General features: G+C 62.7%; 20 protein-coding genes. 15 read left to right on the top strand and 5 right to left on the bottom strand.

Translation table 11 applies throughout. The annotated features are described in order from the left end of the window. Positions 1 to 80: 80 nt before the first annotated feature. Positions 81 to 1,139: a Gfo/Idh/MocA family protein gene (locus ACLQ7E_RS04450; RefSeq protein WP_411731349.1), complete on the bottom strand. Its 1,059-nt coding sequence runs from the start codon at positions 1,137 to 1,139 to the stop codon at positions 81 to 83. Positions 1,140 to 1,176: 37 nt separating this feature from the next. Further along, a complete protein-coding gene (locus ACLQ7E_RS04445) occupies positions 1,177 to 1,701 on the bottom strand; it encodes a gamma carbonic anhydrase family protein (protein WP_411731348.1) in 525 nt (174 codons plus the stop codon). Between the two features lie 321 nt (positions 1,702 to 2,022). On the opposite strand from ACLQ7E_RS04445, the gene ACLQ7E_RS04440 reads away from it, so the two are divergent. Both ACLQ7E_RS04440 and ACLQ7E_RS04435 read left to right on the top strand, forming a co-directional pair. Then, the gene (locus ACLQ7E_RS04440) at positions 2,023 to 2,559 is read left to right on the top strand and encodes a hypothetical protein (RefSeq protein WP_411731347.1); all 537 of its coding nucleotides are present in this window, start codon (positions 2,023 to 2,025) and stop codon (positions 2,557 to 2,559) included. Between the two features lie 202 nt (positions 2,560 to 2,761). Continuing rightward, positions 2,762 to 3,214, top strand: coding sequence for an OsmC family protein (locus ACLQ7E_RS04435; protein WP_411731346.1), 453 nt, complete (start codon positions 2,762 to 2,764; stop codon positions 3,212 to 3,214). Positions 3,215 to 3,305: 91 nt separating this feature from the next. On the opposite strand, the gene purU is transcribed toward ACLQ7E_RS04435, so the two are convergent. Further along, positions 3,306 to 4,154, bottom strand: a complete 849-nt coding sequence (gene purU / locus ACLQ7E_RS04430) for a formyltetrahydrofolate deformylase (protein WP_411731345.1) — start codon at positions 4,152 to 4,154, stop codon at positions 3,306 to 3,308. 60 nt (positions 4,155 to 4,214) lie between these two features. Then, the gene (locus ACLQ7E_RS04425) at positions 4,215 to 5,315 is read right to left on the bottom strand and encodes an NAD(P)-binding domain-containing protein (protein ID WP_411731344.1); all 1,101 of its coding nucleotides are present in this window, start codon (positions 5,313 to 5,315) and stop codon (positions 4,215 to 4,217) included. 242 nt (positions 5,316 to 5,557) lie between these two features. On the opposite strand from ACLQ7E_RS04425, the gene glyA reads away from it, so the two are divergent. The 13 genes from glyA to ACLQ7E_RS04360 all read left to right on the top strand — a co-directional run bounded on the left by glyA (position 5,558) and on the right by ACLQ7E_RS04360 (position 22,343). Then, positions 5,558 to 6,844 (top strand): serine hydroxymethyltransferase, encoded by a 1,287-nt coding sequence (gene glyA, locus ACLQ7E_RS04420; RefSeq protein ID WP_411731343.1) that lies wholly within the window; start codon positions 5,558 to 5,560, stop codon positions 6,842 to 6,844. 78 nt (positions 6,845 to 6,922) lie between these two features. Then, on the top strand, positions 6,923 to 7,804 hold the full coding sequence (locus ACLQ7E_RS04415; protein ID WP_411731342.1) for a bifunctional methylenetetrahydrofolate dehydrogenase/methenyltetrahydrofolate cyclohydrolase: 882 nt from the start codon (positions 6,923 to 6,925) through the stop codon (positions 7,802 to 7,804). A gap of 377 nt (positions 7,805 to 8,181) precedes the next feature. Next, positions 8,182 to 9,765, top strand: a complete 1,584-nt coding sequence (locus ACLQ7E_RS04410; protein WP_411731341.1) for a class I adenylate-forming enzyme family protein — start codon at positions 8,182 to 8,184, stop codon at positions 9,763 to 9,765. 13 nt (positions 9,766 to 9,778) lie between these two features. Further along, positions 9,779 to 11,650 (top strand): helix-turn-helix domain-containing protein, encoded by a 1,872-nt coding sequence (locus ACLQ7E_RS04405; protein ID WP_411731340.1) that lies wholly within the window; start codon positions 9,779 to 9,781, stop codon positions 11,648 to 11,650. Beyond that, positions 11,647 to 13,023: an MFS transporter gene (locus ACLQ7E_RS04400; RefSeq protein WP_411731339.1), complete on the top strand. Its 1,377-nt coding sequence runs from the start codon at positions 11,647 to 11,649 to the stop codon at positions 13,021 to 13,023. The genes ACLQ7E_RS04405 and ACLQ7E_RS04400 overlap by 4 nt, the downstream gene beginning before the upstream one ends. A gap of 46 nt (positions 13,024 to 13,069) precedes the next feature. Next, positions 13,070 to 14,257, top strand: coding sequence for an acetyl-CoA acetyltransferase (locus ACLQ7E_RS04395; protein ID WP_411731338.1), 1,188 nt, complete (start codon positions 13,070 to 13,072; stop codon positions 14,255 to 14,257). Positions 14,258 to 14,358: 101 nt separating this feature from the next. Then, a complete protein-coding gene (locus ACLQ7E_RS04390) occupies positions 14,359 to 15,486 on the top strand; it encodes a sensor histidine kinase (protein ID WP_411731337.1) in 1,128 nt (375 codons plus the stop codon). A 45-nt stretch (positions 15,487 to 15,531) separates the two neighbouring features. Next, positions 15,532 to 16,233 (top strand): response regulator, encoded by a 702-nt coding sequence (locus ACLQ7E_RS04385; protein WP_411731336.1) that lies wholly within the window; start codon positions 15,532 to 15,534, stop codon positions 16,231 to 16,233. Positions 16,234 to 16,390: 157 nt separating this feature from the next. After that, positions 16,391 to 16,663: an SHOCT domain-containing protein gene (locus ACLQ7E_RS04380; RefSeq protein ID WP_411731335.1), complete on the top strand. Its 273-nt coding sequence runs from the start codon at positions 16,391 to 16,393 to the stop codon at positions 16,661 to 16,663. 354 nt (positions 16,664 to 17,017) lie between these two features. Continuing rightward, positions 17,018 to 18,124: a fatty acid desaturase family protein gene (locus tag ACLQ7E_RS04375; protein WP_411731334.1), complete on the top strand. Its 1,107-nt coding sequence runs from the start codon at positions 17,018 to 17,020 to the stop codon at positions 18,122 to 18,124. A gap of 465 nt (positions 18,125 to 18,589) precedes the next feature. Beyond that, positions 18,590 to 19,624, top strand: a complete 1,035-nt coding sequence (locus ACLQ7E_RS04370; RefSeq protein WP_411731333.1) for an iron ABC transporter substrate-binding protein — start codon at positions 18,590 to 18,592, stop codon at positions 19,622 to 19,624. A 50-nt stretch (positions 19,625 to 19,674) separates the two neighbouring features. Further along, entirely contained in the window at positions 19,675 to 21,222 is a 1,548-nt protein-coding gene (locus tag ACLQ7E_RS04365) for an ABC transporter permease (protein WP_411731351.1), read from the top strand. A gap of 38 nt (positions 21,223 to 21,260) precedes the next feature. Next, on the top strand, positions 21,261 to 22,343 hold the full coding sequence (locus ACLQ7E_RS04360; RefSeq protein WP_411731350.1) for an ABC transporter ATP-binding protein: 1,083 nt from the start codon (positions 21,261 to 21,263) through the stop codon (positions 22,341 to 22,343). Between the two features lie 139 nt (positions 22,344 to 22,482). Here ACLQ7E_RS04360 and ACLQ7E_RS04355 read toward each other — a convergent pair whose 3' ends face one another. After that, on the bottom strand, positions 22,483 to 23,091 hold the full coding sequence (locus ACLQ7E_RS04355) for a hypothetical protein (protein ID WP_411731332.1): 609 nt from the start codon (positions 23,089 to 23,091) through the stop codon (positions 22,483 to 22,485). Positions 23,092 to 25,055: the final 1,964 nt, after the last annotated feature.

The raw sequence follows: 25,055 nt of genomic DNA, 5'->3' as shown, positions 1-25,055 counted from the left end.
CTACTCTTACATCTGCCTGGGGGGGGGGCGGGCGCGCGCCCCCCCCCCCCCACGAAACCTTTGTTGCCCAGCGGGTGGGCCTACTTCGCGACGAGGTCGTTCGGGTAGCGGATCCCCAATTGGTGGCGGATTCCGTCGAAGATCGCCATGGTGTTGACCGAGTGCTCCCACGGCATGGTGGGGGACTCGTTGAGACCCTGCTGGATGCACCGGGTCGCTTCGCGGAACTCATAGGTGTAGTTCTCGCCCACCGGTTCGAAGACCTCGGTCCGGGCCGGGCCGTCGGCTGGGTGGATGAAGAGCTTCGTGGGGTTGTGCAGCGGAGAGTTGGTTCCCAGCCAGCCGTTGGTGCAGGCGACGCGTGCTTCCTTGGTCGGGGAGCTGGTCAGCGACACCATGAGCTGGGCGTGGCGCACGCCCGTGTATCCCAGGGTGATGGCCGTCTGGACATCGACCCCGTCGTCGTTGAGGTCGCTGCTGGCCTGCACCGAGGTGGGGAAGCCAAAGGCGCCGATGGCCCAGGTGAGCGGATAGACGGCCAGGTCCAGGAGGGCGCCGCCGCCTGCAGCCGGATCGTAGAGCCGCCACGTCGGGTCGTAGGGGGCCACGAAGCCCAGGTCCGCCTGCACCCAGGAAGGTTCCCCGAGTTCGCCGGATTCCAGGATGTCCAGGGCCCGGCCGAACACCGGGGTGAAGCGGGACCAGACCGCTTCCATGAGGAAGAGGTCGCGTGCCTCCGCCTCGGCCACCAGGGCGCGGGCCTCGGCGGCGTTGATGGTCAACGATTTCTCGCACAACACGTGCTTGCCGGCCTTCAGCGCTGCCATGGCGATCTCGAAGTGCTGCCCGTGCGGGGTGGCGATGTAGACCGCGTCGATTTCCGGCTCGGCAAACATGTCCTGGTAGGAGCCGTAGGCCCATTCGATGTCATGTTCGTCGGCGAAGGCCCGGGCGCGTTTCTCGCTGCGCGAGGACACCGCCATCACGTTGGCGTCCTCCAGGGATTTGAGGTCGGCGATGACCCTTCCGACAATGCGTCCGGTGGAGACGACGCCCCAGTTCAGTGTGCGGCCCGTGGCCTTGATCGGCGAGGGGGCTCCCGGGTGGGCGGTGGGTGGTGCCTGGATGTAACTGACCATCGCTTGTGTGCTCCCTATTCAGTGGGCGGGTGTGGACCTAGCGTGCGGCGTTGGCCTCACGGTGCTTTGCCGCCAGCACCAGGTAGTGGGCGGCGTTTTCCTTCAGGTTCTCCACCTCCTCGTCGCTCAGTTCGCGGCGGACCTTGGCCGGGACCCCGGCAACCAGTGAGCGCGGGGGAACCTGTGTTCCCTCGAGCACCAGGGCGCCGGCGGCCACCAGGGAGTTCTCCCCGATGACGGCGCCGTTCATGATGGTCGCGCTCATGCCGATGAGGCAGTCGTTGCCGACCGTTGCGCCATGGACTACGGCCGAGTGGCCCACCGAGACGCGCTCGCCGATGGTGCACGGGAAGCCCGTGTCGGCGTGCAGCACGACGTTGTCCTGGAGGTTGGTGCCCTCCTTGACGGTGATGGTGTCCGAGTCCCCGCGGGCCGAGACGCCGTAGAAGGCGCTGGTATTTGCGGCCAGGGAAACGTCCCCGGAAAGCGTTGCCGTCGGTGCCACAAAAGCGGTGGGGTCGACGGACGGTGTGATCGAGTCAATGGTGATGATGTGGGCCATGACACCACTGTAGTCTGTGGGCTTCGCCCTCTTTGGCTGTACGACACGACGCGGCCGGATGCGTCCATTGGTACCGCTGGGGCTGCCTCGTCCAGGGCCGCAACTGGCATCCCGGGGGCGGCGCCCCGGGTTTCAGCAGGCCAACGCCGGTCGGCTTCGCGTTGGGCGGGCGCCCGGTGGCCAGTGCCGTGAACAAACAGATAGTGTTGTCCTTCGGCTCTGCGCCTCGGCGCAGCCGAATTTGAAATGGTGTTCGGACGCAAAAGAACGGGAGCAGCTGGGACGATGTGGCCGCAGCACAAGGTTGAGGTTTACGAGCAAATGGTCGCGGAACTCCGGAGCACGCTTGGGGAGCAAGCGGAAAACATTCCGCCCCGGGTCCTGGAGCAACTCGAGGGGATCATCCAAACAGCTGTCCACACCATCGACAACGCTGCCGAAATCGTGGCGATTGGACTTCCCGACTTCGAGCCCGAACCGGTCGAACCAGTGGTCGCTGGGCTGGCCGTGGCCGAATCGGTGGCGGCCGAGCCGGCCCCGGCTTCGTCGAATCCTGCCGTCGATCATTTCAGCCATGGCGCCTACGCCGCGGCCAACAGGCAACTCAAGGCCAAGCAACTGGCCCGGTGGCTCTGGGACCGCAACATCAATGGCGAGCAGGTGCTGGGGTTCACCAACAAGTGGCGCAACAAGATCGCCAGGGCTGCCGGCGTCAACCCGCCCTCCACCCTGGAAACCTGGACGGTTGCGGCGGAATTGATGGAGCGCATGGCCCAACTTGACGGCTCGGGCCTTCCAACGGATGCCAGTGGGCGTCACCATTTGGACGAGCACGAACAATGGGCCACCGAACACTAGCCGGAACTTCGGGTGATACCCGTGAACAATCAGGCGACGGAGGAATGAGCGGGTAGCCCGGCAGGATCATCCAGCAGGAAGCATGACGGCCCTGCGGACGATGCACGTGCACGCGAAGGCAATGGTCTAAGCCGTCCCCGGCAGCTCCGGGGACCTGCTCTCCACCCGGCACAGTCCCGCCCGGTGATGGCATGATGAACCCATGAGCGAAAACGAAGAATCCACGCTGCGTTCCGTCGAGCTGACCCGCACCGCGACTGGCCGTTACACGGTGCGAAATGACGCGGGCGCGGAAATTGAATTTGGCCAGGGCGAAGGGTTGCTGAGCCCGGTGGAGTTGCTGCTGGCGGCGATTGCCGGATGTTCGTCGATCGACGTCGACACTGTGACGGCACGCAGCGCCGAGCCCTCGTCCTTTCGGGTAGCGGCAACCGGCCACAAAGTGGTTGAGGACGGTGCCAACCGCATGGACGGCCTGCACCTGTCCTTCGACGTGGCTTTTCCGGACACTGCGGAGGGGCGCAAGGCCGCCGGCCTGGTGGAACGCCTGGTGGACCTCTCACACGAGAAATACTGCACGGTGTCACGGACCGTGGAGCGCGGCACCGCCGTCTCGTCCGAAGTCCACGTCGCGCTTGGTGCAGCCGAGGGCTGAGGGGAGCACCGGATGAAGTCCCGGCCGGTGCCCGACGCCGGATCGACGACCGGGCCGGACCGGGCCGGACCGGGCAAACGGGGCCGTGGGATTAAGAGAAAACCACGGTGCGGTAGCCATCGAGCATGACCCGGCGCTCGGCGTGCCAGGCGACTGCACGGGTCAGCGTGCGGCCCTCCACGTCGCGGCCCATGGCCACGAATTGCTCTGCGGTGCGTGCATGGTCCACGCGGATCACCTCTTGCTCGATGATCGGGCCCTCGTCCAGATCCGCCGTCACGTAGTGGGCGGTGGCGCCGATGAGCTTCACGCCGCGGGCGTGGGCCTGGTGGTAGGGCTTGGCCCCCTTGAAGGAGGGAAGGAACGAGTGGTGGATGTTGATGGCGCGGCCGTTGAGCGCGCGGCACAAGTCATCCGACAGGATCTGCATGTAGCGGGCCAACACCACCAACTCGATATCGTGCTCGCCGACCAGGGCCAGCAGTCGGGCCTCGGCCTCGGCCTTGGTTGCGGCGGTAACGGGTACGTGGATGAATTCAATGCCATGGAAGTCGGCCATGGGCTTCAGGTCCAGGTGGTTGGAGACAATGACCGGGATATCCACCGGCAGGGTTCCGGCGCGCTGCGAATAGAGCAGGTCGTTGAGCGCGTGGCCTTCCTTGGACACCATGATCAGCGTCCGCACCCGGGAACCGGCGACGGTGACCTTCAGCTCCATGCCGAATTGGTCCTTGACCGGGCCCAGGGCTCCGCGCACCGCTTCGAGGTCCTGGTCGGTGGCCACGGCGATGCGCATGAAGAAGTTGTGCGTCTCCGGGCTCTCAAACTGCTGCGACTCGGTGATGTTGCAACCGGCGCTCAGCAAGGCTCCTGAGACGGCGTGGACGATGCCCGGGCGGTCGGGGCATGACAGGGACACAATGAATTCGTTGGTGCTCACGGGGATTACGCTACATGCAGCGTTCGCCGTGGCTGAACTTGGCAGGAAAATGAAGCGTTCCTAGCCCGCGCCCACCACCGCGGCGTCGCGCGTATTGAGCAGTCTCCCCGCGGCAACCGCGGCGGCACGACCGGCGCGGGTAGCCCCGATGGTGGAGGCCGAGGCGCCGTAGCCCACCAGGAAGAGACCCGGGACCTTGGTGACGGTGACCGAGTCCTCGCCCATGACGATGCCGCCCCCGGGTTCGCGCAATCCCATGGGCGCCAGATGGTCAAGCGAGGCGCGGAACCCGGTGGCCCACAGGATCACGTCGATGTCCTCGGTGGTGCCATCGGTGAAGGTGACGGTCCGGGAAGTGAGTGAGTCGATCCCGCCGCGGGAAACCAACACCCCGGAGTCGATGCCATCTTGGTAGAAATCGGTCAGCGGCAGACCCGTCACCGAGACCACGGAATGCGGCGTCAGGCCCGCCCGGGTGCGGTCATTGACGTTCGTCTCCACCTCGATACCCCAGGCCTTGTTCTGCGGTGCTTCCCTCCACTGCGGCGCTTGCCGGGTTGACCACAGGGTGTCGATGCCCAGGGAGGCAAATTGAAGCAGGAACTGCGCGGCGCTGGTTCCGCCGCCGACCACCAATACCCGCTTGCCCAGGAACTTCTCGGGCGCCACAAAGTCGCGGGTGTGCAGCTGGTCCCCGGCGAATTCGCGGGCACCGGGGTAGTAGGGCCAGTACGGCTTGTCCCAGGTTCCGGTGGCGTTGATGACGGTCGCAGCGTGGACCTGGCGGCCGTCGGCGGACGTGATGGTGAAGCCCTCGGCAAGCGAACCGGTGACAGTCTTGGCCTTGAAGGGGCGGATCACCGGGAGTGCGAATGCCGATTCGTAGTTCCCGTAGTAGCGGGTTACCACCGCGGAAGCCGGTTCGGACGGGTCGGGTGTGTCCAATTCCATGCCGGGAAGAGAGTGCAGTCCGTGGGCACGGTCGAAGGTCAGGGAGTCCCAACGGTGGCGCCAAGCGCCGCCGGGACCCTCATTGGCATCCAGCACCACGAAGTCCCGAAAGGGGGCCAATCCCTTGCGTCGCAGGTGGTGGGCCGCCGAAAGTCCCGCCTGACCGGCACCAATGACGACCGTACGTAGCTGCTCACCCATCGACTGCATTCCGGCAGGCCCTCCTCAGGGACGTGGTTATTGAAGATTCAACTGTCACCCGGTGTAACAGTCTGGCCCACGGGCGTATTCCGACTAATATCGAAGGGTGTCGCAACTGGCGTTGGGTGGGGTGAACCACCGGGGAGCGGCACGTGAGCTAACCACGGACCGCGCGCCTGGGCCCGGGGGTTGAATGATTCGCAACGTAACCCTGCCCGAAGAACAACCCTCACCCGCTGGAGTTCAACATCATGAGCAAGAATCCCGTGACAAACCAATCCCTCGCCGAGCTCGACCCGGAAATCGCCGAGGTCCTAAAACTTGAGCTGGGCCGCCAGCGCGACACCCTGGAAATGATCGCCTCCGAGAACTTCGCGCCCCGCGCGGTGCTTGAGGCCCAGGGCTCGGTGCTGACCAACAAATACGCCGAGGGCTACCCGGGGCGCCGCTACTACGGCGGCTGCGAGCACGTGGATGTGGCGGAGAACCTGGCCATCGAGCGCGTGAAGTCCCTCTTTGGCGCCAAGTTCGCCAACGTCCAGCCGCACTCCGGCGCCTCGGCGAACGCCGCTGCACTCTCGGCCATGATCGAACCAGGGGACAAGATCCTGGGCCTGTCCCTGGCCCACGGCGGACACCTGACCCACGGCATGAAGCTGAACTTCTCCGGCAAGCTCTACAAGGTTGCCGCCTACGAGGTCGATCCGGAAACCTTCCGCGTGGACATGGAGAAGCTCCGCGCCCAGGCGATCGCCGAAAAGCCGCAGGTCATCATCGCCGGCTGGTCCGCCTACCCGCGCCAGCTCGACTTCGCCGCCTTCCGCGCCATCGCCGACGAGGTCGGCGCAAGGCTCTGGGTGGACATGGCCCACTTCGCCGGCCTGGTGGCCGCCGGCCTGCACCCGAACCCGGTGCCCTTTGCCGACGTGGTGACCTCCACCGTGCACAAGACCCTTGCCGGTCCGCGCTCGGGACTGATCCTGACCAACGACGAGGCACTGGCCAAGAAGATCAACTCCAACGTCTTCCCCGGCCACCAGGGCGGGCCGCTGATGCACGCGATCGCCGGAAAGGCAGTGGCCTTCAAGATCGCCGCGGGCGAGGAATTCAAGGAGCGCCAGGTGCGCACCCTTGAGGGCGCCAGGCTCCTGGCCGAGCGCCTCACCGCCGAGGATGTCACCGGAGCGGGCATCTCGGTGCTCACCGGCGGCACCGACGTGCACCTGGTCCTGGTGGACCTGCGCAACTCGGAGCTGGACGGCAAGCAGGCCGAGGACCTGCTGCATGAAATCGGCATTACCGTGAACCGCAACTCGGTGCCCTTCGACCCGCGCCCGCCGATGACCACCTCGGGCCTGCGCATCGGCACCCCGGCACTGGCCACCCGCGGCTTCGACGCCGCTGCCTTCACCGAGGTCGCCGACATCATCGGTGTCGCACTGCGCGACGGGCAGGGCGCCGACAAGGCTGCCCTGGCCGATCGTGTGAACACGCTGGCCAAGGCCTTCCCGCTCTATGAGGGTCTCGAAGACTGGTAAACGGCCAACGGCCGCCCAAACACCACCCGCACCATGCGCGCACGGGAACAATTTCTTGAAAAGGAGCACCACAAACACATGACTGCACAGATTCTTGACGGCAAGGCAACGGCAAAGGCCCTCAAGGCCGAGCTGACCCAGCGCGTGGCCGTCCTGGCCGAACGCGGCGTCACCCCTGGCCTCGGCACCATCCTGGTCGGATCCGATCCCGGATCGACCTGGTATGTCGGCGGCAAGCACAAGGACTGCGCAGAGGTCGGCATCAAGTCGATTCGCGTGGATCTGCCCGAGGACACCACCCAGGAAGCCCTGCTGGCCAAGGTTCGCGAACTGAACGAGAACCCGGAATGCACCGGCTACATCGTCCAGCTGCCGTTGCCCAAGCACATCGACCAGGACGTCATCCTCGAGGCCATGGACCCGGCCAAGGATGCCGACGGACTGCACCCGATGAACCTGGGCCGCCTGGTTGCCAACGTCAACCGCCCGATGACCTCGCCGCTGCCCTGCACCCCCAAAGGCTGCGTGGAGCTGCTGGCCCGCCACGACATCGACCTGAACGGCAAGAACGTCTTGGTCGTCGGTCGCGGGGTGACCATTGGCCGCCCGATCGGACTGCTGCTGACCCGCCGCGACGTCAATGCGACGGTCACCCTGGCCCATACCGGAACCACCGACCTGGCCAAGCACCTCGCCGAGGCCGACGTGGTCATCGCCGCTGCAGGCCAGCCGCACATGATCAAGGCCAAGGACCTCAAGCCCGGCGCGATCGTGCTCGACGTGGGCGTCTCGCGCGTCAACGACGAGAACGGCAAGGCCGTTGTCACCGGCGACGTGGAGCCGGCCGCCTATGAGGTTGCCTCCTGGATCTCCCCGAACCCGGGAGGCGTGGGCCCGATGACCCGTGCCATGTTGCTGGCCAACGTGGTCGAGTCCGCGGAGCGCGCGGCCGGGCTGTAAACGGCTCAACCCCTTTTCGATGGCCCCGTGCCCGACCTTGGATTCCCCCAAGGGCCGGCCACGGGGCCTTCTTTGTCTCCGAACTTCCCGCCTTTGCAAAACCACATTCGCCAAGCTCCAAGGTAGGCAATGACGAGTGTCCGGGAGAAATTGGGCGCGTCGCCAAGGCTGTTCCGGCATCGACCCGAAGGGGCACCAAGGGGAACGGTCAGTTGTCCCCGGGGAGCGTCAAATCTGCGCGTTGACCATTGTGTGAGATTCTCACATGCAAAATAGCCTTTTATGTGACTGGCACACATCGAATTGCATCTTGGACGCTTGTAATGTGATCTGCATCCACTTCTTCGTGGGACGTACATCACAAAAGGACAGTCGCTATGCAAAACGCCTCGAGCACCGGCCTCGCCACATTCCAGGAACTCTGGGGCAAGGCAGTGAGTGTGCACGCGGACCAGCCGTTCTTGGTTTTCCGGGAATTGACGGGTGGGACTACCGCCTGGACCTACGCCGACTTCGACGCCCTCACCGCACGTGTCGCAGGCATGATGGCCGCCCGCGGCGTGGGGCTGGGAGACGCGGTGCATGTGGCCCTGCGCAATTCCCCGGCATTCGTGTTGGTGTGGATGGCGGCTGCCCGTCTTGGCGCATGGATTGTCTCTGTCGACCCGGCTTCAACACGTAGCGACATAGAACTGCAGGTCCGGCGCACCGAACCCAAGATAGGGTTTTGCGCCGGTAACCGGGCGGATGTTTACCGTGCCGGCTCCAGAGGGATTCTTGACGCTGTGGTGGAGGTCCGAGAGACGGCAGCGGACACGATGGAGGGGTCACCTCTTCTGGGTGCTCCGGTCGAGGCAACAGCCGTCAGCCCGGAGGACCGCCTGGCCGTCATGTTCACGTCCGGCACCACCTCGGCCCCCAAGGGAGTGGTGTTGACGCAGGCCAACTACCTCCACACGGCGACGACCATGGCCGGCGTCATTGGCCTGGAATCCCAGGACCGATGGTTTGTCACGCTGCCGCTCTTCCACGCCAATTCCCAGTTCTATTGCTTCAGCCCTGCTATTGCGGCGGGAGCCAGTATTGGGTTGACAGCGTCGTTCTCGGCCTCCGGCTGGTTTGCCCAGGCAGCCGAACTCAATGTCACGCACGCCAGCCTGTTCGCCGCGCCCATCCGCATGATCCTGGCCCGTCGTCCGCTTGACGCGCCAACCTTGGCCTTGAAGCACCTCTGGTTCGCGCAAAGCCTTGGCGAGGAACACTATCGCGAGTTCGCGCAGTACATTGGCGTAGCACCGCGGCAACTGTACGGAATGACGGAGACCACGGCGATCGTCACGGGGGACATGGGCGCAACACCAAGTCACGACGTCATTGGCACGCGTGCGCTGGGCAGGGACGTCAAGCTGCTGAGTCCTGCGACAGGTCAGTGGGCCGGCACCGGCGAGGTGGGTGTCATCACCGTACGCGGCACTCGCGGCCTAGACCTTTTTGAAAGCTATCTCGACGACCCCGGCAAGACGGACCAATGCTTCACCGAGATTGACGGGCAGACCTGGTTCAGCACCGGGGACCTGGCCCGGTTCGATGGTGATGGCGTGTTCAGATTTGTCGGCCGCATCGACGACGTCATCAAGGTGGCGGGAGAAAACGTCAGCCTGACCGAGGTCGAGGCGGCACTGGCCCAAGCGCCAGGCATTCTCGAGGTGGCCGTGCTTTCAAGGCCGGACCCGATGCGCGACCAAGTACCGGTGGCGTTCGTGGTTCCGCGTGACGCCGCAAATCCGCCCCTGATACCGGAGCTGGAATCTTGGGCGGCAGAGAACCTGGCCCCGCAGAGCCGACCCAGGGAATGGACGCTGATCGAGGAACTGCCGCGGACAAGCGTGGGCAAGATTCGCCGGTTCAAGCTCGATGCCACCACTGCCGGCAGCGCCGTTGCCCGGAAAACCGCGTCCTAAGGAAAGTGGAGGAATGACTCTCGAACGGGAATTGCTCAAGGCACTGGCTGCCGGAGCATCCAGTAAAGAACTCCGAACCCTGGCCAAGCTGACATCCACGGCGGACATGGATGCAGTATCCGGCGTGCTGGCGGATGCACTGCAAGTTCGCCAGCACCTTGACGACCTTGTCGAACGTGAACGAAACCTTGTCCAATTGGCGGAGTCCGTGCGCGAACTGGCCGGGCTCGACGCCGTTGACAGTGTTTTGCTGTCCATTGTCTCCCGGAGCCGCCGGCTCCTGATGGCGGATGTCGCCTACTTCCTTTCCTTTGACCAGGACACTTCGATGGCCAACATGATGGTCTCGGAAGGGATACTCAGCGATGCGTTCGCAAACCTTCGGGTGCCACCCAATGAAGGCATTTCCGGCCTGATCGCGGCCTCCCGCAAGCCGAGCTGGACGGCAGACTATATGGCTGATGCCCGCTACTTGCACAACGATGTGATCGACTCGGCCACACGTGAAGAAGGTTTGCACGCCATTCTCGGCGTGCCCGTGCTTCGTTCCGGTCGTGTGGTGGGACTGCTCTTGGCCGCGGACCGCAGACCGCACGATTTTCTTCCGCAGGATGTTGAGCTGCTCTTCTCACTGGCCCAACACGCGGGAGTCCTCATCGAAAACGCCACCGTGCACCAAGCGGGGTTGCAAACGGTGGAACGACTCGAGGAAGCTGTGCAGTCGCTGCGCTCCAGCGAGGCCGCGACAGCCAACATCATGGATTTCCAGGACCGCCTGTTCGCCGTCTTGATGACCAACGGATCCCTGAAGGATCTTGCCCGGCTGGTCCAGGAATCGCTGGGAGGCACGTCGATCGTCGGGGACGATGACGGGCGCGTTCTGGCCCGCGCGGGAAGCTCGGACGCTCCCGTCAACAAGGAATTCGGCTGGACAATCGAGCGCATCGGTATTGACGCGTCGCCGCTGGGGTTTGTGGCCCACCTCGATGATTCACCGCTGGTGCCGGCAGCCGCGGCAGAACAACGGCAGATCCTGGGCCGGGCAGCAACAGTGGCGGCGCTGATGATCTCGAAGCTGGAGGCCGACCTGACCACTGTCCGTGAGCGGGCCGTGGAGCTGATCACTGAACTGTTGAGCAACCCGCAGTCGGAGCAAGCCCCAGTGCTGCAATCCGGCCTGCCGATGGACATCGACGCCTTGGGTACCGTGTTGGTGGCCCAGGCCTCCGACAAATCACCGCTGTTGCGAAGTGCGCAGCAGCGCGCCGATCGAGGCGGCGGCCTGGCCGCGACGTTCCGGGACGCTGTGCTGCTGTGGGTGCCCTCGCAAGACCCGCGCGAAGCTGCCCGAAAAATGGCCGAGGCCCTCAGCGACTCAATTGGCGCGCCAGTGACAGTCGGCGGTGCGCAGGTGCCAAACGGGCCGAGCACACTCGCGCCGGCAGCAACCGAAGCGATGCACACGATGCGGGCGTTGATCGCCCTGGGCCACGTCGGCAGGGGCGCCCAAGGCTCGGACGTCGCGCCGTTCCCCACAATCATGGCCAACAGCTCTCCGGACGAGCTCGAGGCCTTTGTCCGCAGTTCTCTCGGAGAGCTGCTTGACTACGACTCGAGCCACGGCACGGACCTCGTTTCCACCCTGGATCAGGTCTATGCCGAAGGCTCAAACGCGACCAGCGCCGCGGATGCACTGTTCGTGCATATCAACACGGTTCATCAACGGCTTTCGCGCATGGACCAGATCACCGGCGAAAGTTGGCGCGACGTCGACGTTGCCATGCGCCGCCAACTCGCCCTGAAAATCCGGGCACTCATGGACCAGCCGATGGGCCGGCCCGCCGTCATCAATTCCCCTTCCACAGCCAAAGGAAAAGCATCATGACTTCTTCTACGTCTACGTCGACAACGGTGTCGGCAACCAGGCGCCGTCGTGCGTTCATCGGCGCAACGGCCGGCCACCTCATCGAGTGGTACGACTATGGGATCTACGGCTTCCTGGCAGTGTTCATCGGCAACGCGTTCTTCGATGCGACGAATCCGGTAACCAGTCTGCTCAGCAGCTTCGCGGTATTCGCACTGAGCTTCTTCATCCGCCCGCTGGGCGGGATCTTTTTTGGTCCGTTGGCCGACAAGATCGGGCGCAAGAGGACACTTCTGATTGTCCTGGTACTTATGGCCGGTTCCACGTTCGCGATCGGGCTCCTTCCCACCCACGCCACGGTTGGCATGGCTGCGCCGGTGTTGCTGATCCTGGTCCGCTGCGTCCAGGGTTTCTCGGCAGGGGGCGAAATCGGCACGATCACCAGCTTCATTGCCGAGTACGCGGGGCCGGGCCGGCGGGGCTACTCCACAAGTTGGCTCATGGTCACCGCCGTGTTGGGTCTGGTTCTCGGCGGGTTGGTCGCCAACGGCATGATCTTCGTCCTGGGTGCGGACACTATGGCGGCCGGCGGCTGGCGCATTCCGTTCCTGGTGGCAGGTCCCCTGGGCTTGATCGCCATGTACATCCGGCTCAAGCTCGAGGATAGCCCCGAGTTCCAGGCGCTGCAGGCCGCCGGCGAAACGTCCAAGGCACCGCTGCGCGAGGTGTTCCAGTGGAAGCGCGCCATGGGCATCGTGTTCTTCGTCATCACCTTGCACAGCTCCATCTTCTACTTGGTGTTGACTTACGCTTCGACGTTCATGGCCAAGTCCCTCGGCTTCGACAGCGGTACCACCCTGCTCTACGTCTTCCTGGCCAGCGTGCTGTCCGCCGCCGTCATGCCATTCGGCGGCATGTTCACGGACAGATTCGGCCGCCGCAACTTCCTACTCGTCGTCGGCGCCGCTGCCACCGGTGCCCTGTACTGGTTCTTCGCGGTTGCATCCGTGGCCACGCCTGCAACTTTCATTTACCCGCTGCTGACCGTGGCAATCCTGTTCGGGCTCTACGCATCATCCACCTATGCGACGATGTCGGAACTGCTTCCGACACGCATACGCTCCACCGGCATCGCCATCGCCTACAACATTCCCGTGGCCGTATTCGGCGGCAGTGCACCCCTGATCGCCACCTGGCTGATCGCCCGCACCGGAGACATCAGCTCACCCTGGTACTTCTTCGTCGGCACCGGCATTGCCTCCCTTATTGCCCTCTTGGTGCTGCGGAAGTCCGACTTCGACCGAAGCGCCGCCGCTTCGGCCCACGTTCTTGACGCAAACACCCAAAACATCGAAGGTGGCGTCGACCGCGACCACCCCATGACCACGGCATAGCCATGGAAACGACAACCATTACCTGGAAAGCGGGAAAGGTTCACGCATGAGCATCAAGGAACAACTCGGAAAAGACATCCTATTGACAGGATGGGGGCACTCGCGTTTCGGCAAACTATCCGACGAAACACTCGAATCGTTGATCGTCCAAGTCGCCGGTGACGCCATCGCGAAGTCAGGCGTTGATGCTGCCCAAATCGATGAGATTTTTCTGGGTCAGTTCAACTCCGGGCTCATACCGCTCGCTTTCACGTCGTCGCTGGCACTGCAAACCGACCCTGCCCTGGCCAACGTACCTGCCACAAGGGTCGAGAATGCCTGTGCTTCGGGATCGGCGGCATTTCAGCAAGGCGTTAAGTCGCTGCTTGCCGGAACTGCCCGGAACGTGTTGGTAATCGGGGCGGAAAAAATGACCCATGCACCGGCCGAGCTCGTGGGGTCGGCGTTGCTGGGTGCAGACTACGAAATGGCCGGCAAGGAATCGCGCGCCGGTTTCGCCGGGCTGTTCGCCAATGTGGCCAGAAACTATGCCTCGCGTTATGGGGATGCCGGAGACATCATGGGTTCCATTGCGGCCAAGAACCACCGCAACGGTGTGGCGAATCCGTACGCCCAGCTGCGCAAGGACTTGGGCGAGGACTTTTGTCGGACCGTGTCGGAGAAGAATCCACTGGTGGCGGATCCGCTGCGGCGAACCGATTGTTCTCCGGTCTCGGACGGCGCAGCCGCAGTCGTCCTTTCGCTGACATCGAACCATGGTGCGGCGACCGATCCGGTCCGTCTGGCCGGGTTCGGGCAGGCCAACGACTTCCTACCGTCGCAGCGGCGGGACCCTACGGCGTTTGAGGCGACACGCGTCTCCTTTGAACGGGCATTGGGCATGGCCGGGGTTGGGCTGGACGAATTGGACTTCGCCGAGGTCCACGACTGCTTCACAATCGCGGAGCTGATCATGTACGAGGTAATGGGGCTGACACCGCCGGGGAAGGGCAGGCGCGCCGTTGATGAAGGCTGGGTTTATCGGGGCGGGAAGCTTCCCATCAATATTTCGGGTGGCCTGAAGGCGAAGGGGCACCCGGTCGGGGCGACGGGCGTGTCCCAGCACGTGATCTCCGCGATGCAGCTGACTGGTACGGCCGGAGAGATGCAACTGGGATCGCCGCGCCGCGCCGCCGTGCAAAACATGGGTGGACTGGGCGTTGCCAACTATGTCAGCGTGCTCGAAGCCGTCTAGAAAGCTGTTAGGGAGAGGTTGTGCCATACTCCCGAAGGCGTATGCCGCACTACCGCCCCGGCTGGATGAATACGGAGAGGGACAACGAGTAGTCTCGTCTCATGATCAACCGACGCCGTCCTCCGCTGGGCATCCTGCCGGTGGCCGTGGCCGTCGTTCAATTGGTCGGTTCCCACTTCGCCGCACAGCGGTTCAACGAATCCTTGTCGTGGGGCGCCGTTTTCCTTCTGCTGGCTGGCCCCGCCTTGTTGCTGCTGCGCCGCCGCGCGCCCGGCCCCATGGTTGCAGGCATCGGGCTGGTGACAGTCGGCTACGTCGCGGCAGGCTTCCCGTGGGGCCCATTCCCGTTCTCCTTTGCCGTGGGGCTGGTACTTGCCGTCTTGGCCGGGGCCCGCTGGTGGGCCTGGGGGAGCGCCGCTGCAGCCGGAATCACGTTCCTGCTGCTGGCCCTGCAGCATGGGGAAAGCACGCGTGTCTTTTTCGTGCTCGTGTGGCTAATTGTCGTCTTGCTGGCGGGGGAATTGGGACGCAGCGCCAAGACCCGGCGGGACGATTTTCGCCGGGCAGCCAGCGAGCGAGCCAGACACCAGCGCGACGAGGAACGCCTGGTGCTGGCCAGGGACATCCACGACGTTGTCGCGCATTCGCTGTCCATGATCAATGTGCAGGCCTCCGTGGCCCTGCACCTGGCCAAGAAGGACGGCGACACCGGCGGAATGCTCGAGGCCCTGGAAAACATCAAGTCCGGATCCAAGGAAGCCCTTTCCGAAGTACGCGAAGTGCTTGCCGTCCTGCGCCAGGACGCGCCGCGTGTTCCCAGTCAGCGGCTGGAACAACTCGACGATCTCATCGCAAGGGTCCGTGGCGCCAACTTGTCCATCACCTTCACCCCGCCGGTGCTGCCGCCACCGGACTGGATCGACGAGCGCGTGGAGAACATCCTCTACCGGGTGGTCCAGGAATCCCTGACCAACGTCGTGAGGCATGCGAAGGCCAGCCGCGTTGCAGTTGCCGTCGAACTCGATGACCAGCACGCGGCGGTCACCGTTGCCGACGACGGGATCGGCATGGGCGCCGCGGACGAGGGCAACGGCATCTCCGGGATGCGAGAGCGCCTGGGCGCCCACGGCGGAACGCTCACGGTCACGAAAGGAATTCCCGGGGGAGCGGGAACACCCGGAACCCGGATCAACGCATGGCTCCCGGCCCCGGGGAAGCCGCATGCCTGAAACCCTGAAACCCGGACACCCCACGACACGAAACCAGGGAGCCGCATGATCGGCCTACTCATTGTTGATGACCAGTCACTGATCCGGGCCGGCTTTTCAGCGCTCCTGGGTGCCGAGGACGACATGCGCGTGCTCGGCCAGGCCTCCAATGGCGTGCAGGCGCTGGCCCAGGCCCGCGCCTTGAAACCCGACATTGTGCTGATGGACATCCGCATGCCCCACGGCGACGGCATCACGGCCGCGGCAGCGATCACCTCGGATCCGACGCTGGCCCACACCCGGATCATCATGCTCACGACGTTTGAACTCGATGACTACATCCTCGATTCCATCCGGGCCGGCGCCTCCGGATTCCTGGTCAAGGACACCGAACCCGAGGAACTCATCGCGGCCGTGCGGATCGTAGCGACGGGGGACTCGCTGCTCTCGCCCTCGGTGACCCGAAAGCTGCTCGCGCAGGTTGCCGCCACGAAGCCGGTTCAGGCGTCGAGGCAACCCGCGGCATTTGACGTCCTGACCGAGCGCGAGCGCGAGGTCCTGATGCTGATTGGCACCGGCAAGAGCAACGCCGAAATCGCCGAGCAGCTTTTCATCACCCCGCTGACGGCCAAGACCCATGTCTCCCGCATCATCGGGAAAATGGGCGTTCGTGACCGGACCGGGCTCGTGGTGATCGCCTACGAGAGTGGCCTGATCACGCCCGGTGCGCAGCCCGCTCCGCAGACGCCCCGGAGGAACCTAGGCTAATCCCGGCAACGCCCGCGGCTGCACCGAGAGGAGTACGCCACGGAACCCAAGGTGTCTCCACCTGGCCGATGCAGCAAGGGGACCCCTAGGAAGAAAGTGGATACATGAGGCGAAAGGCCTCGGAACCCGCAATTCACGCCTTGAGGAGCAACCCATCATGACAACCGCGATTCTTCCCGTACTGGCATCCATGTCGACCCACGCCTGGGGACCGGGATATGGACCAGGCTGGTTCATCCTTTTCCCCATCTTTTGGATCCTGCTGATTGGCTTCTTCATCTTCTTCAGCCGCCGCATGTACTGGCACCACCGCATCCAGGGCGACCCCACGAGCGCAGAAGGAGTGCTGCGCGAGCGCTATGCACGCGGAGAAATCGACGAGACCGAATACCGGCAGCGGCTCGAGGTGCTGCGAGCCAACCGAAAATAGGCCCGACGACACCTGCGAATGAGTAGAACCACGGGTTCCAGGGGACCCGTGGTTCTACTCATCCTGGCGAGGTTCTTTAGGGCGTGACGTGGCGAATAAATGCCTCAAGTGTTATATTTCGGAAATTGGAAGAATTCGGAAAAAACCCCGGAATGACGGGGTGAAGGGCCTATCTTCGAGGGGTGGAGCAAGTTTTATGCCCGCAAATGAATTCAGCTATTTAGTGTCAATTCGCAACGATCAGGTATTTAACATGCGTAGCACGTAAGCTCATAGACATAGGAACCGAGATTTTCAGTTCTTACGACTGAAATCGTCGCCCTACTCGCTTATCGGGAGTGACCCTTGAGTAGTATGAGTTCCACTTTGTCCGCATCGGCCCCGGAGCAACGTGTATCGCGTGGCTCGGCCGGAGCCAACAATTACCGCCACCTGAAGATCCGCGTTCGCGACGCCGGCCTGCTCGGCCGCCGCAAGGGCCACTACCTCGGGCTTGTCAGCGTTCTGGTGCTCCTGCTTGGCGGAGCCGTCACCGGTTTTGTTCTGTTGGGTGACAGCTGGTTCCAGCTGCTTATTGCCGCTGCCGTCGGCATCATCCTGACCCAGTTCGCGTTCCTGGCCCACGAGGCAGCGCACCGCCAGATCCTGACCTCCGGACCGGCGAATGATAGGATCGGCCGCTTTCTGGCCAACTTCGTGGTTGGCATCAGCTACCAGTGGTGGATGAACAAGCACAACAAGCACCACGCCATGCCCAACACTGTTGGCAAGGACCCGGACATTGAATGGGACACGATTTCGTTCCAGACCGAGGACGCAAAGAAGCAGAAGGGCTTCCTCAAGTGGATCACGGAGCGCCAGGGCTACTTGTTCTTCCCTTTGCTGACCCTTGAAGGCTTCAATCTGCATATGCGTTCCATGATCTACCTTTTCACCGACGACCGGGTCAAGGACCGCCGACGTGAGATCATCTCCATCATCATTCGGTTGTCCCTGTATGTGGCGGCGATTTACATCTTCCTGCCGGTTGGTATCGGATCAGCGTTCCTGGGCGTGCAGCTCGCGGTCTTCGGCGTGTACATGGGTGCGTCGTTCGCCCCTAACCACAAGGGCATGCCGATGATCCCCAAGGAATCGCGCATTGACTTCTTCTCGCGCCAGGTACTGACCAGCCGCAACGTCATGGCCCGCACGACCTTCGGCAACCGCGTTCTCTCTCACGTCTTCGGCGGCTTGAACTACCAGGTCGAACACCACCTGTTCCCGTCGATGCCCCGCGCCAACCTCGCAGGTGTAGCCGCAATCGTTCGCGAATACTGCCACGAGCTCAAGGTCCCGTACACGGTCACCTCGGTGACCCAGTCCTACGGCCAGGTCATCACGTACCTGAATAAGGTCGGACTCTCGGCACGCGACCCGTTTGACTGCCCGATGGTCGGCGAGTTCCGCCCTTACAAGTAGGCAGATCCTTGCGTCGTCGACCGATAGCTCGGCTTGACTGCGAAAACTGAACATTTCACATTGCCCTCGGCGCCGATTGATCGGTTCCGGGGGCATTGTGCGTGCGTGCGGGAATCCGGGCGGGGCCGGTTTTGGGTCAAATGTGACGCCGGACAACATTTAGGTGATCCACCTCATAGAGTCTTGGCCTGGCGGGGTCGGACGCGTCCTAGTCGGCTCGCTGCGCCGCATAAAATGCCGGTTCAGTAGGGAAAATTCAAGCATGTAAGTGCTTGCTAAATTCAGGACTATGAAAGGGATTTCCGCTCTCCGAGGTTAGGGCAGGCTCAAGTGCCCTATGGGGCTTTGTATTGCCACCCGTTTTGTTTGGTGAATTAGGTAAGTCGTACCTAAGCTGTGTGAGCGGTCCCACCACAAAATCTCCCGGGCCCGCCAAGACTTCACTCCCAAAGAAAGCGCCGCACCATGACGATTCGAAAAAACGTGCTGACCGGCCTCGCCGTCATTGCCACCGCGGCCCTCGGCCTGACCGCCTGCTCCGCCAACGCTCCGGCCCCGGGTGCCGCAGACGCGGAAGGAATCACGGTCTACAACGCACAGCACGAAAGCCTTGCCCAGGAATGGGTTGACGCCTTCACTGCCGAAACCGGCATCAAGGTCACCATTCGCAACGGCTCGGACACCGAAATGTCCAACCAGATCATCCAGGAAGGCGAGGCCTCCCCGGCTGACGTCTTCTTGACCGAGAATTCTCCCGCAATGGCGCAGGTTGAGAATGCCGGTCTGTTCGCCGACATCGACAAGGCCACCGTTGACCAGGTGCCGGCCGAATTCCGTCCCTCCACCAACAAGTGGACCGGCATTGCTGCACGATCGACTGTGTTCGTCTACGATCCAAAGAAGATCAGCGAGGACAAGCTGCCGAAGTCCATGCTGGATCTGGCCAAGCCGGAGTGGAAGGGCAAATGGGCCGCTTCCCCGACCGGCGCCGACTTCCAGGCCATCGTTGCAGCACTACTGGAACTCAAGGGCGAGGCAGCCACCACCGAGTGGCTTGCCGGCATGAAGGAAAACTTCACCGCCTACAAGGGCAACTCCACCGCCATGAAGGCAGTGAATGCCGGTGAAATCGATGCCGCGCTGATCTACCACTACTACTACTATGGCGACCAGGCCAAGACCGGCGAGAACTCGAACAACGTCACCTCGCACTACTTCAAGAACCAGGACCCGGGAGCATTCGTCTCGGTCTCCGGTGGCGGTGTCATCGCTTCTTCCAAGCACGCGGCAGAGGCACAGGAATTCCTGAAGTTCGTAACGGGCAAGGCCGGCCAGGAAATCCTGAAGACCGGAACGTCATTTGAATATGCAGTTGGTTCCGAGGTTGCCTCCAATGAGAAACTGGTACCTCTGAAGGAGCTGCAGGCTCCGACGGTTGACCCGGCCAAGTTGAACTCGGCCAAGGTCACCGAACTGATGAACAAGGCAGGACTGCTGTAGCCCATATGAGTAAGACTCCATTGGTTCCCGACATCAAGAGGGAACCGAGAATGGCGGGCGGGGGCAAAGTGCCCCGCCCGCCATTGGGCGTTTCGGCGCTCGCACTGTTGGCAACCCTCATCGCCCTGTTTTCCCTGGTCCCGCTGGGCTACGTCATCTATATGACGGTTGCCACCGGCTGGGACACCGTCGTGGAACTCGTTATCCGCCCAAGGGTGGGCGAGCTGCTGCTCAACACCATCTTGCTGGTCCTTGTCACGGTGCCGCTGTGCCTGGTGCTGGGAGTGGGCGGCGCGTGGTTGGTCGAACGCACGAACTTGCGCGGCTACCGCTGGTGGGCGCTGGCCCTTGCCGCTCCGCTCGCGATCCCGGCGTTCGTCAACAGCTATGCGTGGGCATCGACGGTTCCCTCGCTGGCCGGTCTGGGCGCCGGAACCCTGATTGCCACGCTGTCCTACTTCCCACTGGTGTACATCCCCGTCGCGGCAACCCTGGGGCGCCTGGACCCGGCCATTGAGCAATCCGCTGCCTCCCTGGGGCTGGGGCCCTGGGCCGTGTTCTTCCGGGTGGTGCTGCCGCAACTGCGCATCGCCATGGCCGGAGGATCCCTGTTGGTCGCCCTGCACCTGCTTTCCGAGTACGGCGCCTTCGCGATGATCCGGTTCGACACCTTCACCACGGCCATCATGGTCCAGTTCCAGTCGGCCTTCAGCGGGGCCGCGGGAAACATGCTTGCCAGCGTGCTGGTCCTGCTGTGCATGCTGCTCTTGCTCGCCGAAGCCAAGGTGCGCGGCAACGCGCGGTACTCGCGTGTTGGTTTTGGTGCCCAGGGACTCGCCTTCCGACTGCGCCTGGGGCGTTATGAAATCGCCTCCCAATTTGCCCTGCTGGCTCTCCTTGTCCTTTCGGTGGGCGTGCCCTTGTATTCCGTGGTTCGTTGGCTCATTGCCGGTGGAACGGAGATCTGGGCACCGACGGAATTCTTCCCGGCCCTCTTCCAGACCATGGGCTACGGCCTGGGTGGTGCATTGGTGACCGTCGTGGTGGCCTTCCCCATGGCGTTCCTGGCCGTGCGCCACGCCAACTGGTTCAGCAAGCTGTTGGAACTGTCCAACTACGTCACCAGCTCCATGCCCGGGATCGTTGTCGGCTTGGCGTTTGTCACCGTGGCCATTCGCCTGGTCCCCGGAATCTACCAAAGCGCCTACGTGCTGCTCGCCGCCTATGTGCTCTTGTTCATTCCGCGCGCGCTGGTGAACCTGCGGGCGGGACTCGCCCAGTCGCCGCGTGAGCTCGAGGAAGCGGCCCGCTCGCTCGGCCGGTCTCCGGCCCTGGCATTCTTCCGCGTCACCCTGCGGCTGACCGCACCTGCGGCGGCAGGAGGCGCGGCGCTGGTCTTTCTGGCGATCGTCAACGAGCTGACAGCAACTCTGTTGTTGGCACCCAACGGCACCCGCACCCTGGCCACCGCATTTTGGGCCAAGAGCAGTGAGATCGACTATGCGGGGGCCGCGCCCTATGCCTTGTTGATGATCCTCATTTCCGTACCCATGACCTACCTGCTGTTCCAACAGTCAAAGAAAGCAGCCGGACAGTGACCACCTCAGCACCCCAGGCCCACAAGTTTTACGGGCTCATGCCAGCCGTCAAGTTCCTGCGCACCAGCAACCTGGTCAAGAGCTTTGGTTCCAAGGAAGTCCTCAAGGGAGTCGACCTTGCCTTGAATGAGGGCGGGACCACCGCCATTGTCGGCCCGTCGGGATCCGGCAAGACCACCCTGCTGCGCTTGATTGCGGGCTTCGAGAACCCCGACAGCGGCACCATCGAGCTGAACAACCGCATGGTTGCCGGGGACGCTTGGGTCCCGGCGCACAAGCGGGAAATCGGATATGTGGCCCAGGACGGGGCGCTCTTCCCGCACCTGAGCGTTGCCCAGAACATTGCCTTCGGGCTGGACCGATCCTGGAATCTTGCCGGTCGCCGGGCCAACGCCCGGCGCGTGGCCGAACTGCTGGAGATGGTCTCGCTGGAGGCTTCCATGGGGGAACGCCGCCCGCACGAGATCTCCGGCGGGCAGCAACAGCGCGTGGCCTTGGCCCGCGCGCTGGCCCGCAAGCCAAAACTGATGCTGCTCGACGAGCCATTCTCTGCCTTGGATGCCGGGTTGCGCGGGGCCACGCGCAAGGCAGTTGCAGACGTCCTGCATGCAGCGGAAATCACCACGATCCTCGTGACCCATGACCAGGGCGAGGCACTGTCCTTTGCCGACCAGGTTGCTGTCATGCGCGGGGGAACCCTGGCCCAGACCGGCACCCCGTTCTCCGTCTACACCCGCCCGGCGGATCTGGACACCGCGGAATTCCTGGGCGATGCGGTCATGCTCGATGCCCTGCTTCAGGGTTCCCTGGCCACCTGCTCGCTCGGTGGCATCCCGGTGCGCCATGCAACGGTCCAGGGCCGGGTGCGCCTGATGCTGCGCCCGGAACAGATCCGCATCACCGCCGACGGGCCCATCAAGGGAGTCGTTGTCGACACCGTGTTCTTCGGTCCGGAAACCACGGTGCGGATCAGGCTCTCGCCGGTGCCCGGGCTTGCCGGCGGCGGTGAGGTCATCACCATCCGGCACTGGAATGCCTCGATGGCCCGCCCGGGTATGGAACTGAACCTGCGGGTCATTGGCGAGGGTGTCGCGTTCCCGGCCGAAACGCAAACCCCTTAACGAACGAAAGGTCGGTTTTCGGCCCCCGATCGGTTCCGGGCTTCGCTGACTGCATCGAAGTCAGTAGTGCGCCGATTCCCGGTTTCTGGGGCACTGTTACCTCTGGTGCCGGGCAGCGAATGTGTGCGGTATTGGGTGTTCACAGTCGACCGAAGATTGTCACCACGTAGGCGAGCATGAAGCAGTGTCCGAGCATATATGCGAGCGTGTATGGCCCTCTTGTCTTCTTCTGTTGGTCTGGTGGTTTCGCCCGGCGCGCAGTGTTGTTGACAAATCTCATTCTCAAATCCGCAACCCGAATCCGGTAAAGGAACAAAGAGGACAGACACAGGGCGGCCGCTGCGAATCCGAGTGCCGGAATCCCAACGAACCCCGTGGCGAAAGGCAGTACCGCGGCAACGAAGGAGAGCAGGCCGTTGTTGACGACGTTGATGGCCCCATACACACGGTCCATCTTCGAGTCTGGCTCAATAGGAAACCGGTACCGCCCCCAGTAAGTTCCTGCCCAACCGATCAGGCCTGCATAAGTGAATAGCAGCACATTCTTTGGATACGCTAATGGCGGTGATGGGGCGCAGGTTCCAAGAACGTCTAGGGCGTCAGGCAGCCTGTCAGCTGCGACTGGGCCTGGCCTCGCCGTCAAAGGTTGCAGCAATTCATGGGTGGTCGGTGTGCCGGCACTTGCCGACCCTAAAGAAATCCCAATCGCCGCGACTGACAAAATGATGAATTTTCCCAAGACGTGCACGCGATATCGCCTAAATCCAGACACTCAGAGCCCCCAAGCTTGAGTAATTGAAACCAAGCCTTGCAGAACAGTCCAGCCTTGTCCACAGATAAGGGGAACAATCAGCACCCGGGCGAACTTCTCCCCAGTTAACGAGCCGCACCCGATTTGTGCGTGGATATCTTGCTTGGGTTTCCAGGATCACCTCGGCGGCCTCCTTCCGGACGAAAGATTTGGGATCTTCGTTGCAGGAGGTGCTCCATTTGTTGGCGCATTTTCCAGGGCCCGGACGCTTGGCGGACCACTGGGGCAGCAGCCGGGTGTGGAAAGCCAGTCGGTGCTTTCCTTGCAATTGTTTGCAGTACACGACAGGATTCGTATTGTGTCTACTCAGGGACATGAGTCGCTTGCTGGGGAGCGTTTGGCTGTTGGGGGGTAGCGATGTCAGTCTTGCGGGTGCTGTTGTCAGTTTTTGTGGTCGGCGTTCAAACAGAAGTTGGTCTACCCCGCATCAACCAAATCGCCCATGAGTCGCCGGGTTCCCGTCAGCTGTGGGTTCGGCAATGATGAAGGCACACAAGCGGGGCAACGATTCCACAATGCCCAAAGTCGATGGTTCGCCATCGGCGTCCCGCCACCCTGTTAGGGTGCAAGCCCGCCGACCGTTAGCCAAACGCACGGCCATATCTACCCTATCGAGTGCGCCGCAGATAATAGTTGCAGCCGCATCTTCTAAGGACATGGAGGAATCACAGCAGGAGGGGAACTCCCTCGTTGATTCCAGCAGAGATCCATGGCGGCATGAGCAACACCTGGAGTGCGACACTGCACCAGTTCAATCCTTGGAAGTGATGGCATGACAAACGAATTTACTGGTGGAGCATGGATACCCTCAGTCGTCCAGGTCTTCCCGCATGGGATTAGGCTGAAAGTATCGGAGGAAAAGCTTGAATTCCATATTCGGTACGGATTGAATCGTTTTTTTGGTCCATGGACTCTGGAACGATTGAAGGTTCAGTTGGTCTTCCGTGAGCCTAGCGGGCTGGCTTTTTATCACTCCCTAGGAATTCTCGTGAGCAGCGATGTTTGGTGGTCGTTCTATACGTACCACCCGGAGGAGGTCCTGGACTACCTGGAGGAACTTGGATACCCGGTTGACCCCGACGCGCGGCGCAAGCGGTGACTGCGTCCAGACACGAAACATGATGAGGGCAGCCCTCCGCATGGGCGCGGGAGTCATCTCTGGATGAGGCTGTGGAAAGCCCTCGACGACGCCGTTTTTGGTGGCGAAATGCGTGTATGGTTTGGCATAGCAGCTATGATTCCAGCTGAGGTTTACGGAGGCATGAGTAATGCATTGACCCATACATTGAGCGCGTTCAACCCGTGGAAGTGATTGCATGAGCACGGAACATATTGGAGGAATGGGAAAGCCTGCTTGCTTGAGGGTTTTCCCTTGTGGCGTTCGGCTGAACATCACGGCAGAGAAGCTTGAGTTTCGCCTGAGGTATGGACTGGAGCGCACATGGGGGCCGTGGGTTTGGGACCGCAAGAATATCACCCTCATCGTCCTGCAGCGGGCGTGAGTGAGCACTTTTCGCAGTTTCGAAATAGTCTTTTTCGAGGGAACTCGGTGGGGCTTTTTCACCTACCACCCTCATGAATTCCTGGACCGTATGGAGGAACTTGGTTCCCCAGTCGACCCCGACGCACGGCCTAATAGACGGTGACGCCGACGGTGAAATGAGATTACGAATCGCCTCGGGTGACGTGCCTGATTCGCAAAAGACGCGACCCTGACAGCAAGGGTGGAGGACTATCTGCTCGTCGCGGTTATCCTGGGCAAGCGCTCATGATCTGCTTGAGGTTGGTGCTAACCGCCACCATCTGCACACAAAAGGTCGGTGCCCAAACCACATGTGAGGGGTGGGCACCGGCCTTTAACCGTATGCGGTGGGCCGACAGCCCTGGACGACGAGTGGCGA

The sequence above is a fragment of the Paeniglutamicibacter sp. genome, assembly GCF_046714615.1.
GTDB lineage: Bacteria > Actinomycetota > Actinomycetes > Actinomycetales > Micrococcaceae > Paeniglutamicibacter.
Note: the sequence above shows the minus strand (reverse complement) of the source record. Positions and strands in the feature narration are given on the sequence as shown.